The following is a 14,865-nucleotide window of genomic DNA, read 5'->3' on the forward strand; positions in this document are numbered from 1 at the left end:
GCTGGCTCCGGTGGAGTTGGAGGCACCGGCGGTAAAGGCGGCACTGGCGGCATAGGTGGCAGCGGCGGACTTGGTAATCCGAATGGTGGCGCCGGCGGCACCGGCGGCACCGGCGGTAACGCCGGGGCCGGCGGGTCGGCCGGTGCTGGCGTTGGCGGCAGCACGGGTGATGCGGGCACCGGCGGTCAAGGCGGCGCCGGCGGCAACGGCGGAGTCGGGGCGATTGGAGCAAGCGGCCCGCTGGGCAGTGGAGTCAAGGGTGGCAACGGTGGCAACGGTGGTGCTGGAGGGGCTGGGGGCTCCGGGGGGACCGCCGGTCCCGGAGGTACTGCAGGGGCAGGCGGTGCTGGCGGCAACGGTGCCAAGGGCGGCCATGGTGGAGACGGAGCCACCAACGGCGTGTTCGGCGGCAACGGCGGTAGCGGCGGCGATGGCGGGATCGGCGGCGACGCCGGCGCCGGAGGAACGGGCTCCAGCACCGGAGCAAACGGCATCGCCGGTAACGGCGGCGACGGAGGAAAGGGCGCCGCAGGTACTACCGGCACCCTCGGCACGAGTGGCCCCGGAGCGGGAGGTAGCGGCGGCACCGGCGGCAATGGCGGCAGTGGCGGTAACGGCGGCGCTGGCGGCAACGGTATTGGCGGGATCGGCGGCGGTAAGGGCGGATCCGGTGGTACCGGTGCAGACGGAGCCACCGGTGGCGGCGGCGGAAACGCCGGCGGTAACGGCAACAACGGCGGTGATGGCGGAGCTGGCGGCCAGGGTGGAAGCGCCGGCGCCGGCGGATCTGCCGGCGCAGGCGGCGGAACTGCCGGGACCAACGGCACCGCCGGCAACGGCGGAGACGGCGGTACTGGCGGCGGTGCCACGGCGGGCACCTCAGGCGGCGCCGGCACCGGTGTAAGCGGCACGGCTGGCGGGATCGGCGGCAAGGGCGGAGCCGGCGGCGCTGGGGGCAACGGCGTCGGCGGAACGGGCGGCGGAGCCGGCGGCGACGGCGGCAAGGGCGGCGCCGGCGCAAACGGTGGCAACGGCGGTTCCGGCGGCACGAACCAAATCGGCGGAAATGGCGCGGCCGGTGGAAACGGCGGAAGCGGCGGCGCAGCTGGCGCCGGCGGCGCCGGCGGTGGCGCCAACGGCGTTGGCGGCGACGGCGGAAAGGCCGGATCCGGCGGCAACGGCGGCAAGGGTGGCGTCGCGTCCGGCAATGGCGCACCCGGTACCGCCGGTGGAATAGGCGGCACCGGCGGTACGGGCGGCACCGGCGGAGCCGGCATTGGTACTACCGGGGGCGGCACTGGTGGCGAGGGCGGATCCGGCGGCAGCGGCGGCGACGGCGGCAACGGAGCAAACCGAACGGCCGGCAATGGCCCCGGAGGTGCCGGCGGGATCGGCGGGGCAGCCGGCCACGGCGGAAGCGGCGGTAGCGGAGGTACTGGCGGTGGTGATGGCGGCGCCGCTGGCGACGGGGGCGACGGCGGAAAGGGCGGCCAAGGCGGCAATGCCCGCCCCGGCGGATCCGGCAAGGGCGGTAACGGCGGCGCCGGCGGCGCTGCCGGCAACGGCGGAGTGGGTGGCTCCGCCGGCGTCGGTGGGAACGGCAACGGCGGGGCTGGCGGCACCGGCGGCACCGGTGGGGCCGGCGGCAACGGCGGAATCGGCGGTGGCGCCGGCAAGGGCGGGGCTGGGGGCACCGGAGGAGCTGGAGCCGCCGGTGGCTCCGGTGGCGCAGGAGGCGCCGGCTCAGGCGCCGGAACTGGTGGAATCGGTGGTGACGGAGGCGACGGCGCCGACGGCGGCGACGGCGGTGCAGGTGATGGCGGCCTCATCCCCGGGTCTAACGGAACTGGCGGCGGAGCCGGCACGGGCGGCGCCGGTCCTATCGGTACTACCGGCGGTGCCGGTGGTACCGGCGGTAGTGCCGGTACCGGCGGAAAGGGCGGCACGCCTTAGACCGAAGTTCCCGTGGTAGCGGATCTGATTCTCAATCGGCTTTGTGAGCAGGTGTTTGGCGCCTGTAGAGGCTCAAAATGTAATTATGTATCTTGTTGATAAATTGGTCGTGTCGTCGCGCCATGCGCCAGGCATTAATCATGTACGTCTCGCGTTCGGCGACACCGACCAGGAGTTCGCCGAGCGGGCGCAGCGCCTGACGCACATCGCAATCGAGGCCGTCGAGCCGGGCGTCGACGTCGGTGATGGGGCGGCGACGCGAAGCAGCGCCGCCGGTCAGCTGGGCGGTCATAGGCATGGTAGTTGTTGGGCAATAAGGCAGCCGAGCAGGATTGCACCCGACCGCGCAGCTGGTCAATTTCTATTTCCCACCGACGCCACGGCATCAGTGTCGTGGTGGCTACCGCCAGTCGCGGCCGCCCGAGACGCACGCAACACCACCGCTCGCGAACCAACGTCCCACCTACAACGCCCCCAAGGCGCGACCGGCCACGAAAGATGAAATCCGGCAAGGCCGTCGATTCGTTCATGTCGGCGGCAGGTGCTCGCATGCAACCCGAGCAACGTCAGCTGGCCAGCGCCGAGCAAGCGGCGGCGTGTGTCTGCCGTGCGTAGCCGCCGCCGAACAGCACAACATGCACCAGCAGCGGATAAAGCTGGTGCAGCCCAATGCGGTTGCACCAGCCGGGTTTCAGCGATCGCACTCGTTGGTATCCGGCGAGGACGGCGTCGTAGTGCGGACAGCCGAACAGCGCGAGCATCGCCAAATCGGTCTCGCGGTGTCCGGCGTGCGCAGCGGGGTCGATCAGCACCACCCCGTCAGGTGTCCACATCACGTTGCCGGTCCACAGATCGCCGTGCAGCCGGGCCGGCTGCTCGTCGTCGTCGAAATCGCCTACACGGCACCGTTTCACGACAGTTTCGATCGCGGCACGAGCCGAGGCATCCAGCTGCGGCGCCGCGAGTTCAGCCATCGGTGCCAGCCGCTCCTCGGCGTAGAAATGGCCCCAGCGTTGGTGCCGGCGCAGCGATATCGGCAATGGCTGCGACAAGGGTCCCAAGAAGCCCGGCCCGTCCCATCCATCCGGGCCCGCGCCGAATGTGGGAGCACCCGCATCGTGCGTGACGGCTAGCTGGCCGCCGAACACGGCTGCCGCGTCGCGGCTCGGTGCCGCCGACTCCAACCGGCGCAAGGTCAGGCTCGCCGCATCGACGGAAATCACCTGCGCGCACGGCACACCGCCCTCGACACTCGAAAGCCACTGCAGCCCAGCGGCTTCCCATGCAAAAAAGCCGGCTGGGGCGCCCGGACGATGCTTGACGAAGTCGGTCGCCCCCCCGACTACCCCCCCGCCCTCAGCAGGCCCTTACCGGGGGGCGCAGCACGCACGTCATCAGCCGGCCGCAATTCGGTCTGCTCTTTGGCCCACCGGTAGTCCGGCTTACCGGCTGGTGAGCGCTTCACCTCGTCGACGAACCAAACACTGCGCGGCACCTTATATCCCGCGATTTCCGAGCGCACAAAGCTATCCAGCTCGGCCAGCGATGGCCGGCACCCGCCCCGGGCGGCCACCACCGCCGCCACCTGCTGGCCATACCGCGGATCGGGCACACCCACTACCAACGCGTCGAACACGTCGGGATGGGCTTTCAACGCTGCCTCGACTTCCTCGGGATAAATCTTTTCCCCACCGCTGTTGATCGACACCGAGCCCCGTCCCAGCATGGTGACCGTGCCGTCGGCCTCGACAACGGCGTAGTCGCCGGGGACCGCGTAACGCACCCCGTTGATGGTCCGAAACGTCTCGGCGGTCTTCTTCTCATCCTTGTAATAGCCGACCGGAATGTTGCCCTTCTTGGCAATGAAGCCACGCACACCCGAACCAGGCTTGACCTCGTTGCCCTCTTCGTCGAGAACTACGGTGCGACGATCGATGCTCACCCGCGGTCCCCCACTGTGCGGCGCACCCGCAGCCACGATACTGGTGCCGCCAAAACCGGTCTCCGACGAGCCAATTGAGTCCGTGATAACCCGATTCGGCAGCAGCTCCAGCAGTTTCTCCTTGATGCTCGGCGAGAACAGCGCCGCGGTGCTGGCCAACAAGAACAACGACGACAAGTCGTAATCGTTGTCCTTCAATAACGCATCCAGCAGCGGGCGGGCCATCGCGTCGCCGGTGAAGAACAGCAGGTTCACCTTGTGTTCGTGGATCGTGCGCCACACCGCCTCGGCGTCGAATTCCGGTGCCAGCACGGTGGTTTGACCGGAAAAGATCGACATCCAGGTGGCCGATTGAGTGGCGCCGTGGATCATCGGCGGAATCGGATAGCGGATCATCGGCGGATTGGCGGCAGCAGCCTTAGCCAGATCGTATTCGTCTTTGACGAATTCACCTGTGGCGAAGTCGGTTCCACCGAATAGCACCCGGTAGATGTCTTCGTGACGCCACATCACACCTTTCGGGAAACCGGTGGTGCCGCCGGTGTAGAGCAAATAGATGGCCTCAGCGCTGCGCTCGCCGAAGTCGCGCTCGGGTGAGCCCTGCGCTAGTGCCGAGTAGAATTCCACGCCGCCGTAACGCTGAAAATCGTTGTCACCACCGTCCTCAACCACCAACACCGTCTTGACGTTGGGAGTGTCCGCCAGCACGTTGGCGACCCGGTCAGAGTACTGGCGCTCGTGTACGAGTGCCACCATGTCGGAGTTGTCGAACAAGTAACGGAGCTCACCCTCGACATAACGGAAGTTGACGTTCACCAGGATGGCGCCCGCCTTGACGATACCCAGCATCGCAATCACGATCTCGATACGGTTCCGGCAGTACAGTCCCACCTTGTCGTCTTTTCGCACGCCCTGGTTGAGCAGGTAATGCGCAAGGCGGTTGGCTTTCTCCTCTAGTTGCGCGTAGGTCAGCTTCTCCTCGCCGCAGATGAGGGCGATACGGTCGGGCACAGCGTCGATGGCGTGCTCAGCGAGATCGGCAATATTCAAGGCCACAGCCACCAAACTAGAACGTGTTACATTTCTTGACAAGTTCTGGCCAGTACAGGAAGGCGATCACCCGTGAGCGAGCCGGAAAACCAACCCGACGCGCTGGTGGAACAGCGCGGTCACACCCTCATCGTGACGATGAACCGGCCGCACGCCCGCAATGCCTTGAGCACCGAAATGATGCAGATCATGGCACAGGCCTGGGACCGCGTCGACAACGATCCCGACATCCGGTGCGCCATCCTGACCGGAGCGGGTGGCTACTTCTGCGCCGGCATGGACCTCAAGGCGGCAACCAAGAAGCCGCCGGGCGACTCGTTCCAGGACGGCAGCTACGACCCGTCACGCATCGACGCCTTGCTCAAGGGCCGCCGGCTCACCAAGCCGCTGATCGCCGCCGTCGAAGGCCCCGCCATCGCCGGTGGGACCGAGATCTTGCAGGGCACCGATATCCGCGTCGCCGGCGAGAGCGCGAAGTTCGGCATCTCCGAAGCCAAGTGGAGCCTGTACCCGATGGGCGGCTCGGCCGTGCGCCTGGTGCGCCAGATTCCCTATACCGTGGCGTGCGACCTGCTGCTGACCGGACGCCACATCACCGCCGCCGAGGCCAAGGACACGGGCCTCATCGGGTACCTAGTGCCCGACGGGCAGGCGCTGGCGAAGGCCCTAGAGCTGGCAGAGGTGATCGCCGCTAACGGACCCCTCGCCGTGCAGGCCATCCTGCGCACCATCCGCGAGACCGAGGGCATGCACGAGAACGAGGCGTTCAAGATCGACACCCAGATCGGCATTCAGGTCTTCCTGTCCGAGGACGCCAAGGAAGGTCCGCGCGCGTTCGCCGAGAAACGCAAACCCAACTTCCGCAACCGCTAACTGAGGCATCGCCGAGCGTGAGACCATTGCGAAAATTCGGGCGGCCAAAATCTCGCAGCCATTACACGCTGTGCGGCGTTGTCGGTGCCGCACGCCACACTGCTGCTTCGTGACCGGACCATTCATCGGCAGTGAGGCAATCGCATCGGGTGCACTGACACCCTACCGCCTGCGCAGCCGGTTCGTAGCCATCCATCCCGACGTGTACGTCCCGCCCGACACCACCCTCACCGCTACCACTCGTGCGCGCGCTGCTTGGCTGTGGTCGCGACGGCGGGGCGTCGTCGCGGGCCACTCGGCCTCCGCACTCTACGGCGCGAAATGGGTTGATCACCGGACGCCAGCGCAATTGCGCTACGACCACCGGCGCCCCCCGACGGGCATTCGCACCTGGTCAGGTGGGGTGGCACCCGACGAGACCGAAGTCGTCGGCGGCCTGCCCGCAACAACTCCCGCGCGCACCGCCCTCGACCTCGCCTGCCGCAATCCGGTGGGCGAAGCGGTCGCGGCCATCGATGCGCTAGCCCGGGCAACCAGATTCGAGCTCACCCGCGCCCACCTGCTTACCGAGCGCTATAAGGGCCACCGCGACATCAGGCGTGCCCGCCGGGCGCTGGCGCTCGTCGACGCCGGTGCGGAGTCGCCCCGCGAGACGTGGCTGCGATTGCTGCTGATCGACGCCGGCTATCCAAGGCCGCAGACCCAGATCCCGGTTTACGGCGAGTACGGCGAACTTCTGGCTGTGCTCGACCTAGGGTGGGAGGACATCAAAGTCGCGGTCGAGTACGAAGGTGATCACCATCGAACCGATCGCAGGCAATTCAACAGGGACATCGCACGTTTCGAGGCGCTAGCCGACCTCGGCTGGATCGTCGTCCGAGTCACGGTCGAGGATGTGCCGGGTGGCATCCTGCGACGGGTGGCAGCCGTCCGGGCCCGTCGAGCGTGAAATGACTGCGAAAATTCGCCGGAAATCTCGCAATGAGAACACGTTCGGCGAGACAACAGCCTACGTCAGAGGCGCGCAAGGGGTGAACACGACCGGCATCGACTCCAGGCCGCTGACGAAGTTCGCCGGCCGCAGCGGCAACGCCGCATCCGCGCAGGCCAACCGTAGGTCGGGCAGCCGCCGCACCAACCGCGACGTCATCAGCGACAACTCTAAGCGCGCCAGCTGATTGCCCAGGCAAAAATGGGTGCCGAAGCCGAATGCCAAGTGGCTATTAGGGTTTCGCTGAATGTCAAACTTCTCCGGCGCAGCGAACACCGCCTCGTCGAAGTTCGCCGACTCGAACAAGAGCATCATCTTCTCGCCAGCACGCAACGCAGTGCCGTGAAATTCCGTATCCGCGGTCACCATCCGGCACATGTTCTTCACCGGCGAGGTCCAACGCAGCATCTCCTCGATCGCAGACGGCACCGACGACGGGTCATTCTGCAGCAGGTCCCACTGGTCGCGATGCTGCAGCAGCTGCTCAGTACCCCCGCTGAGAGTATGCCGCGTGGTCTCGTCCCCACCGATCAGGATCAGCAGCGTCTCCATCACAAGCTCGTCGTCAGACAACCGCTCACCGTCGACCTCCGAACTCACCAACACGCTCACCAAGTCGTCGGTCGGCTCGTCGCGACGCGCAGCGATAGTGGCCCGGGTGAAATCGTTATAGGCCGCGAAGGCGTCCACGCTGATCTGGAAATCTTCTTGCGATACATGCGAACTGAGAAACATCACCAGGTCATCGGACCATTTCAGGAACATATCGCGCTGCTCAGGCCGCACTCCAAGCATGTCGCCGATCACCGCCATCGGCAGCGGCGCGGCTAGGTCGCGCACGAAGTCGCACTCGCCGCGTTCGCACACCGCGTCGATCAGCGTATCGCACAATGCCGCAATCGACTCCTCCCGGCCTTTCACCTGCTTGCGCGTGAACCCGGCGTTAACCAGCTTGCGCCGCAACAGATGTGCCGGGTCATCCATGTCGATCATCATCGGCATGGCGGGCTGGTCGGGTCGGATTCCGCCGGCGTTGGAGAACAGCTCAGGCTGGCGTTCGGCGTCGATCACCGCCTGATAGCTCGAGGCGGCGGCAAGTCCGTTGCGGTCGCGGAACACCGGCTGGTTCTCTCGCATCCACCGGTACGCGGCGCGTGCCTCACGGCTGGCATAGAAGGTGCCGTCGCTCAGATCGACGTCGGGAGCTTTAGTCATCACAGTCCTCCGCACTACAGTGACCCGCATGCCTGTCTCGCAACACACCATCGCCGGCACGGTACTCACCATGCCGATCCGCATCCGCAAGGCGGATCTGCATTCGGCGATGTTCTCGGTCCCCGCCGCGCCAACGCAACACCTCATCGACTACAGCGGCCTCAAGGTGTGCGAATACCTGCCCGGCAAAGCGCTCGTCATGCAAATGCTGGTGCGCTATCTCGACGGCGATCTCGGGCAATACCACGAATACGGCACCGCGGTCATGGTGAACCCGGCCAACACGCAGCCCCGCCGCGGGCCACAGGCACTCACCAAAGCCGCCGCGTTCATCCATCACCTGCCCGTGGATCAGGAGTTCACCCTCGAGGCCGGCCGCACCATCTGGGGCTTCCCAAAGATCCTGGCGGACTTCACCGTCACCGACGGCAACACCTTCAGCTTCGACGTCAGCGCCGGCGGGCAGCTGATCGCCGCGATCGAATTCAGCAACGGGGTGCCCATCCCGACGGGAAAAGCGCAGCTCCTCAAGACCTACTCCCACCGGGACGGCGTCACTCGGGAGATCCCGTGGCAGATGAAGATCTCGGGTCTGCGGGCCCGGCTCGGCGGCGCCCGGCTGCGCCTCGGCGATCACCCCTACGCCGAAGAACTCGCCGCGCTGGGTCTGCCGAAGCGGGCGCTGGCGTCCCAGTCGGCGGCCAACGTGGAGATGACCTTCGGCGACGCACACGCCATCTGAACCCACCCGGCCAATCTAGAACGCGTTCTAATCGCGCCGCAAGACGCGGTCTCAGACCAGTGCCGCGAGGTCTCCTACCTGCTCAACGCTGCGGGCAGAGACCACCATCATGGTCACCCCGGCGGCCTCCCAGGCGGCGATCTGCTTACGCACGTAGTCCAAATCGCCGACGATGATGGCGTCGTCGACAAGCTCGTCGGGGATGACGGCAGCGGCCTCGTCCTTGCGGTCGGAACGGAACAACCTGGTCACTTCGTCGACCACCTCCGCGTACCCCATGCGGCGATAGACGTCGGCGTGGAAGTTGGTGTCCTCGGCACCCATACCGCCCACGTAAAGGGCCAGGAACGGCTTGATGCCGGCAAACGCCGCCGCCCGGTCCTCGGTGACCACCACCTGCGCGGTCGCGCAGATTTCGAAGTCCGCGCGGCTGCGGCGGGCACCCGGCCGGGCGAATCCTTCGTCGAGCCATTCGTTGTACATGTCGGCCATCCGCGGGGTGTAGAAGATGGGCAGCCAGCCGTCGCAGATCTCGGCGGCCAGCGCGATATTCTTGGGTCCCTCGGCTCCCAGCATGATCGGAATGTCGGCACGTAGCGGATGGGTAATGGGCTTCAAAGGCTTACCCAATCCCGTTGTCCCAGCGCCGGTCAGCGGCAGCGGATAGTGGGGCCCGTCGCAGGTCACCGGCTTCTGGCGGGCCCACACCTGGCGGATGATGTCGATGTATTCCCGGGTGCGGGCCAGCGGCTTGGGAAATCGCTGGCCGTACCAGCCCTCCACCACCTGCGGCCCGGACACGCCGAGCCCGAGAATGTGCCGGCCCCCGCTCAGATGATCCAAAGTCAAAGCGGCCATCGCACAAGCCGTCGGAGTGCGCGCGGACAGCTGAGCCACCGAGGTACCCAGCCGCACCCGTTGCGTCGAGGAACCCCACCAGGCCAACGGCGTGTACGCGTCCGAACCCCACGCCTCGGCGGTGAACACGGCGTCGAACCCGGCTTCCTCAGCGGCGGCAACTAGCGCCCCGGCATTCTCCGGCGGCTGCGCGCCCCAATACCCCAGCTGTAATCCCAGCTTCATCGCTGCCTCCTTGAAACGATTGTTAGAACCTGTTCTACTCGAAAGCGTGACAGCCAGCTCGAGCGGCCCGACCTTGATCGATCACCCTGAGCCGCCTCTTTCTGCCCCGTTGACGTTCGCCTTCGACTACACCCGTTCGGTGGGTCCCACGCTCGGTAAGTTCTTTACCGCCCTACGCGAGCACCGCATTCTCGGAGTTCGCGGATCGGATGGCCGGGTGCACGTACCGCCGGCCGAATATGATCCGATTACCTACGAACCGCTCAGCGAAATGGTACCGGTGTCTAGTGTCGGCACCGTCGCATCGTGGACCTGGCAGCCCGAGCCGTTGGAAGGCCAGCCGTTGCACCGCCCCTTCGCCTGGGCGCTGATCAAGCTGGACGGCGCCGACACGCTGCTGATACACGCCATAGATGCTGGCGAACCAACGGCCATCCACACCGGCATCCGGGTGCACGCACACTGGGCCGACGAGCCGGTCGGCGCGATCACCGACATCGCCTATTTCGCACTGGGCGAGCAGGCCGAACCGGCAGCGGCAGAGCCACCCAGCCTGGACCCGGTCACCATGGTCGTCACACCAATCGACATGGTCATTCAGCACACCGCCTCACACGAAGAAAGCGCGTACTTGCGAGCGCTGGCCGAGGGGAAGCTGTTGGGTGCCCGCACCGGTGAAACAGGCAAGGTGTACTTCCCGCCGCACGGCGCCGATCCGGCAACCGGGCAGCCGACCACCAACTTCGTCGAACTACCAGACGAGGGCACGGTGACGACGTTCGCGATCATCAACATCCCGTTCCTGGGGCAGCGGATCAAACCGCCCTACGTGGCCGCCTACGTGTTGCTCGACGGCGCCGATATCCCGTTCCTGCACCTGGTTTCCGACGTCGACGCACACGAGGTCCGAATGGGGATGCGCGTTGCAGCGGTCTGGAAACCGCGCGATGAGTGGGGCTTTGGCATCGACAACATCGAGTACTTCCGGCCTACCGGCGAACCGGACGCCGCCTACGACAGCTACAAGCACCACCTGTAAAGGGCATAACTGGAATGAGCTCTCGCAATGTCGCGGTGGTCGGCTTCGCTCACGCCCCGCACGTTCGCCGTACCGACGGTACTACCAACGGGGTCGAGATGTTGATGCCGTGTTTTGCGCAACTCTACGAAGAACTGGGCATCACCAAGGCCGACATCGGCTTCTGGTGTTCCGGCTCATCGGATTACCTTGCCGGACGGGCCTTCTCGTTCCTCACAGCGGTCGACTCGATCGGCGCCGTTCCTCCGATCAACGAATCGCACGTCGAGATGGACGCAGCCTGGGCACTATATGAGGCCTACATAAAAATCCTGACCGGCGAGGTCGATACCGCGCTGGTATACGGCTTCGGCAAGTCCTCGGCCGGCACCCTGCGTCGTGTCCTGTCCCGGCAGACTGATCCTTACACCGTCGCACCCCTGTGGCCAGACTCGGTGTCGATGGCCGGCTTGCAGGCTCGCATGGGGCTCGACGCCGGCAAGTGGGACGAATTCCAGATGGCCCGTGTGGCGTTCGACTCCTTCGCCAACGCCCGCCGGGTGGACTCCGTGCAGCCGCCGGTAAACATCGAAGAATTGCTCGGCCGGCCGTTCTTCGCCGATCCGCTGCGCCGCCACGACATCGCGCCGATCACCGACGGTGCCGCCGCGATCGTCCTCGCGGCCGACGACCGGGCCCGCCAGCTGCGGGAAAACCCGGCCTGGATCACTGGAATCGAGCATCGCATCGAGTCGCCGTCGCTGGGCGTGCGTGACCTCACCGATTCGCCGTCGGCCAGGGCCGCCGCCAAGGCGGCCACCGGCGGCAAGACACACGACCTCGACGTCGCCGAGATTTGTGCGCCGTTCACTCATCAGTTCTTGATCCTGACGGCGGCCATGCGGATTCCGGGCAAAACGAAGGCCAATCCGTCTGGCGGCGCGTTGGCAGCCAACCCCATGTTTGCCGCCGGCCTCGAGCGGATCGGCTCTGCCGCACAACATATCTGGGACGGCACCGCACGTCGAGTACTGGCACATGCCACCAGTGGTCCGGCGCTGCAACAGAACTTGGTTGCCGTGATGGAAGGGTCCAACTAATGGCGGGAGCAACAGCACAGCGCGCTGCGGTCCTGGGCACCGGGCAGACCAAGTACGTCGCCAAACGCCAAGACGTGTCGATGAGCGGCCTGGTGCGGGAGGCCATTGAGCGAGCGCTAGAAGATTCCGGATCCACCTTCGACGATATCGACGCCGTCGTGGTGGGCAAGGCCCCCGACTTCTTCGAAGGCGTGATGATGCCGGAGCTGTTCATGGCTGACGCCATGGGCGCCACCGGCAAGCCGCTCATCCGGGTGCACACGGCGGGCTCGGTGGGTGGGTCGACCGGGGTGGTAGCGGCCAGCCTCGTTCAGTCCGGGAAGTACCGGCGGGTGCTGGCGATGGCGTGGGAGAAGCAGTCGGAGTCCAATGCCATGTGGGCGCTATCCATTCCGGTGCCGTTCACCAAGCCGGTCGGTGCGGGCGCGGGTGGCTATTTTGCCCCTCATGTACGGGCCTACATCCGCCGCTCCGGTGCGCCGACACACATCGGCGCCATGGTGGCGGTCAAGGATCGGCTCAACGGCAGTCGCAATCCGCTAGCACATGTTCAGCAGCCCGCCATCACCATGGAAAAGGTAATGTCATCCCAAATGCTATGGGACCCCATACGGTTTGATGAGACCTGCCCTTCTTCGGACGGCGCCTGCGCGCTGGTTATCGGCGACGAGCAGATCGCCGATGACCGCGTGGCGCATGGCTACCCGGTGGCGTGGGTCCACGCCACCGCGCTGCGCACCGAACCGCTCGCCTATGCCGGACGCGACCAAGTCAGCCCCCAGGCGGGTCGTGACGCGGCCGCCGCGCTGTGGAAGGCGGCGGGGATCACCAGCCCAATCGACGAGATCGACGCGGCGGAGATCTATGTGCCGTTCTCGTGGTTCGAGCCGATGTGGTTGGAAAACCTCGGCTTTGCCCCTGAGAGCGAGGGCTGGAAGCTCACCGAAGCCGGTGAGACGGCGATCGGCGGACGGCTACCGGTCAACCCGTCCGGGGGTGTGCTGTGTTCCAACCCGATCGGCGCCTCGGGTCTCATTCGCTTCGCCGAGGCCGCCATCCAAGTAATGGGCAAAGGCGGAGACCACCAGGTCCCAGGTGCCCGAAAAGCCCTGGGGCACGCCTACGGTGGCGGCTCACAGTACTTCTCGATGTGGGTGGTCGGAGCGGAAAAGGCGGACAAGCCATGACTCGGATGAAGTACACCTGCAGCATCGCGATGGGCCCGATCGACCAGCTGATCGACATCGCCAAGACAGCCGAGGAAGTAGGGTTCGACTCGATCGCGTTGCCGGATTCGCTGTTCTTCATGGAGCAGGCCGCCGCCGATTATCCGTACACCCCAGATGGGTCGCGGATGTGGAACGAGAACACGCCCTGGGTCGACCCGTTGATCGCCGCCGCCGCGATGGGTGCGGTCACCTCGACCCTGCACTTCTACACCAATGTGATGAAGCTCGGCTCCCGAAATCCGCTGTTGCTGGCTCGCCAGGTCGGCTCGGTGGCCAACCTGACCAACAACCGTTTCGGCTTCGGCGTCGGGATCGGCTGGGCACCAGAGGAATTCGAATGGTGCGGGGTTCCCTACCAGCGTCGCGGCGCCCGGGTCGACGAGATGATCGACGTGATCAAACTGGTGCTGGGCGGCGGCATGGTGGAATTCCACGGCCAGTTCTACGACTTTGATCGGCTACAGATGAGCCCGGCACCCACCCAGCCGGTGCCGTTCTATGTCGGCGGGCATACCGACGTAGCACTGAAGCGGGCCGCCCGCGTCGGTGACGGCTGGACCAGCGCGATGATGACCGGCGCGCAGCTGGCCGATACGATCGCCACACTCAACGCACTACGCACCGAATACGGCCGGGCGGAGCAGCCTTTCGAGTTCCAGGCGGTCTGCATCGACAAGTTCGGGATTGACGGTCATCGCGAGCTCGCCGCCATAGGAGTCACCGACAACATCGTCATCCCCTGGATCTTCGACGGCCTGGGCTTCGACGCGCCGCTGGGCAAGAAGCAGGATTCGATGAAGCGGTTCGCCGACACCTATATCCACTCCGGCTGGCAAGACACATGACCCATCCACACCCCGCGCACGAAGCCGGCCGGCGATCCCGGGAAGCGGTGCAAGCCCGCGACAAGCAGGGTTGGCTGGCGGTGTTCGCCGACGATGCCATCGTCGAAGATCCAATCGGGCCATCGCCTTTCGACCCCGAGGGCAAGGGACACCGCGGCCGCGACGCAATATCGGCCTTCTGGGACAAAGCCATCGCACCCACCACCAAGATCGAGTTCTTTTTCCGCGACACCTTCCAATGTGGCCACGAGGAGGCCAACATCGGCCACATCCTGATCACCACCGGCGACTACCAGATCACCGCCAAAGGGGTGTTCACGTATAAGGCCAACGACGACGGCCAGCTGGTGGCGCTGCGCGCGTACTGGGAGTTGGATCGTGCCGCCGCCAGCGCCAAAAAGGTCTAGATTGACGCTTCTGGCACGCCTACACTCGCAGACGTGTCTACTGAGCTGCGTTATGAGCGCTGGTTTCTGCCCTTCTCGGTCCCGCTCGGCTGCGGACCGAAGCACAGCGAGGTGCGAGTCCAGGACGGCGCCTTGCGCGTCAAGTTCGGGTGGGGGTTCAGCACCGAAATTCCGTTATCGTCGATCACCGACGCCAAGCCGAACAACGATCGGGTGTTCTCCTGGGGCGCACATGGATTTCGGGGCCGCTGGCTGGTCAACGGCTCCTCGAAGGGGATTGTCGAGCTCACGATTGACCCACCCACACAGGCAAGAGTCATCGGAGTGCCCGTCACCCTAAAAACGTTGTACGTCAGCGTGACCGACCCCGATGCGCTGATTGCAGCCGTCACCGGCAAGGCCTGACGCGACACCTGG

General features: G+C 65.9%; 14 protein-coding genes and 1 pseudogene. 10 read left to right on the plus strand and 5 right to left on the minus strand.

The window, feature by feature from the left end:
* Window positions 1-1,953, plus strand: a 1,953-nt coding sequence (locus F0Q45_RS18965) for a hypothetical protein (RefSeq protein WP_188113022.1), incomplete at its 5' end; no start/stop codon positions are given.
* Window positions 1,954-1,984: 31 nt separating this feature from the next.
* Here the strand turns inward: F0Q45_RS18965 and F0Q45_RS18970 are convergent.
* From F0Q45_RS18970 to F0Q45_RS18980, 3 genes and pseudogenes are all read right to left on the minus strand, one after another.
* The gene (locus F0Q45_RS18970) at window positions 1,985-2,245 is read right to left on the minus strand and encodes a hypothetical protein (RefSeq protein ID WP_149655407.1); all 261 of its coding nucleotides are present in this window, start codon (window positions 2,243-2,245) and stop codon (window positions 1,985-1,987) included.
* A gap of 274 nt (window positions 2,246-2,519) precedes the next feature.
* Window positions 2,520-3,284, minus strand: a pseudogene (locus F0Q45_RS18975) (fructosamine kinase family protein); the annotation flags it as partial.
* A gap of 11 nt (window positions 3,285-3,295) precedes the next feature.
* Complete coding sequence (locus F0Q45_RS18980; protein ID WP_149655408.1) at window positions 3,296-4,957, minus strand: acyl-CoA synthetase; 1,662 nt, start codon at window positions 4,955-4,957, stop codon at window positions 3,296-3,298.
* A gap of 60 nt (window positions 4,958-5,017) precedes the next feature.
* Here F0Q45_RS18980 and F0Q45_RS18985 point away from each other — a divergent pair, with 60 nt between their 5' ends.
* Together F0Q45_RS18985 and F0Q45_RS18990 are read left to right on the plus strand one after the other, a co-directional pair.
* Entirely contained in the window at window positions 5,018-5,818 is an 801-nt protein-coding gene (locus F0Q45_RS18985; RefSeq protein WP_149655409.1) for a crotonase/enoyl-CoA hydratase family protein, read from the plus strand.
* Between the two features lie 109 nt (window positions 5,819-5,927).
* Window positions 5,928-6,767: a hypothetical protein gene (locus tag F0Q45_RS18990; protein WP_149655410.1), complete on the plus strand. Its 840-nt coding sequence runs from the start codon at window positions 5,928-5,930 to the stop codon at window positions 6,765-6,767.
* 60 nt (window positions 6,768-6,827) lie between these two features.
* Here the strand turns inward: F0Q45_RS18990 and F0Q45_RS18995 are convergent, their stop codons facing one another.
* Window positions 6,828-8,024, minus strand: coding sequence for a cytochrome P450 (locus F0Q45_RS18995; protein WP_149655411.1), 1,197 nt, complete (start codon window positions 8,022-8,024; stop codon window positions 6,828-6,830).
* A gap of 28 nt (window positions 8,025-8,052) precedes the next feature.
* Between F0Q45_RS18995 and F0Q45_RS19000 the strand changes: the two genes are divergently transcribed.
* Window positions 8,053-8,766: an acetoacetate decarboxylase family protein gene (locus F0Q45_RS19000; protein WP_149655412.1), complete on the plus strand. Its 714-nt coding sequence runs from the start codon at window positions 8,053-8,055 to the stop codon at window positions 8,764-8,766.
* Window positions 8,767-8,817: 51 nt separating this feature from the next.
* On the opposite strand, the gene F0Q45_RS19005 is transcribed toward F0Q45_RS19000, so the two are convergent.
* Complete coding sequence (locus tag F0Q45_RS19005; RefSeq protein ID WP_149655413.1) at window positions 8,818-9,849, minus strand: LLM class F420-dependent oxidoreductase; 1,032 nt, start codon at window positions 9,847-9,849, stop codon at window positions 8,818-8,820.
* 46 nt (window positions 9,850-9,895) lie between these two features.
* Between F0Q45_RS19005 and F0Q45_RS19010 the strand changes: the two genes are divergently transcribed.
* Genes F0Q45_RS19010 through F0Q45_RS19035 form a run of 6 tightly spaced genes read left to right on the plus strand, consistent with a single transcriptional unit; the run spans window position 9,896 to window position 14,853 of the window.
* The gene (locus F0Q45_RS19010) at window positions 9,896-10,888 is read left to right on the plus strand and encodes a Zn-ribbon domain-containing OB-fold protein (protein WP_149655414.1); all 993 of its coding nucleotides are present in this window, start codon (window positions 9,896-9,898) and stop codon (window positions 10,886-10,888) included.
* A gap of 14 nt (window positions 10,889-10,902) precedes the next feature.
* Window positions 10,903-11,967, plus strand: a complete 1,065-nt coding sequence (locus F0Q45_RS19015; RefSeq protein ID WP_149655415.1) for a thiolase domain-containing protein — start codon at window positions 10,903-10,905, stop codon at window positions 11,965-11,967.
* Window positions 11,967-13,154, plus strand: coding sequence for a thiolase domain-containing protein (locus tag F0Q45_RS19020; protein ID WP_149655416.1), 1,188 nt, complete (start codon window positions 11,967-11,969; stop codon window positions 13,152-13,154). Before F0Q45_RS19015 ends, F0Q45_RS19020 begins: the two co-directional genes overlap by 1 nt.
* A gap of 5 nt (window positions 13,155-13,159) precedes the next feature.
* On the plus strand, window positions 13,160-14,041 hold the full coding sequence (locus tag F0Q45_RS19025; RefSeq protein WP_149655419.1) for a TIGR03619 family F420-dependent LLM class oxidoreductase: 882 nt from the start codon (window positions 13,160-13,162) through the stop codon (window positions 14,039-14,041).
* On the plus strand, window positions 14,038-14,448 hold the full coding sequence (locus tag F0Q45_RS19030; RefSeq protein WP_149655417.1) for a nuclear transport factor 2 family protein: 411 nt from the start codon (window positions 14,038-14,040) through the stop codon (window positions 14,446-14,448). Before F0Q45_RS19025 ends, F0Q45_RS19030 begins: the two co-directional genes overlap by 4 nt.
* A 33-nt stretch (window positions 14,449-14,481) precedes the next feature.
* Window positions 14,482-14,853 carry a hypothetical protein gene (locus tag F0Q45_RS19035; RefSeq protein ID WP_149655418.1) on the plus strand — a complete coding sequence of 124 codons (372 nt, stop codon included), beginning with the start codon at window positions 14,482-14,484 and terminating at the stop codon, window positions 14,851-14,853.
* Window positions 14,854-14,865: the final 12 nt, after the last annotated feature.

The organism is Mycobacterium simiae (assembly GCF_008370645.1).
Classification (GTDB): domain Bacteria; phylum Actinomycetota; class Actinomycetes; order Mycobacteriales; family Mycobacteriaceae; genus Mycobacterium; species Mycobacterium simiae_A.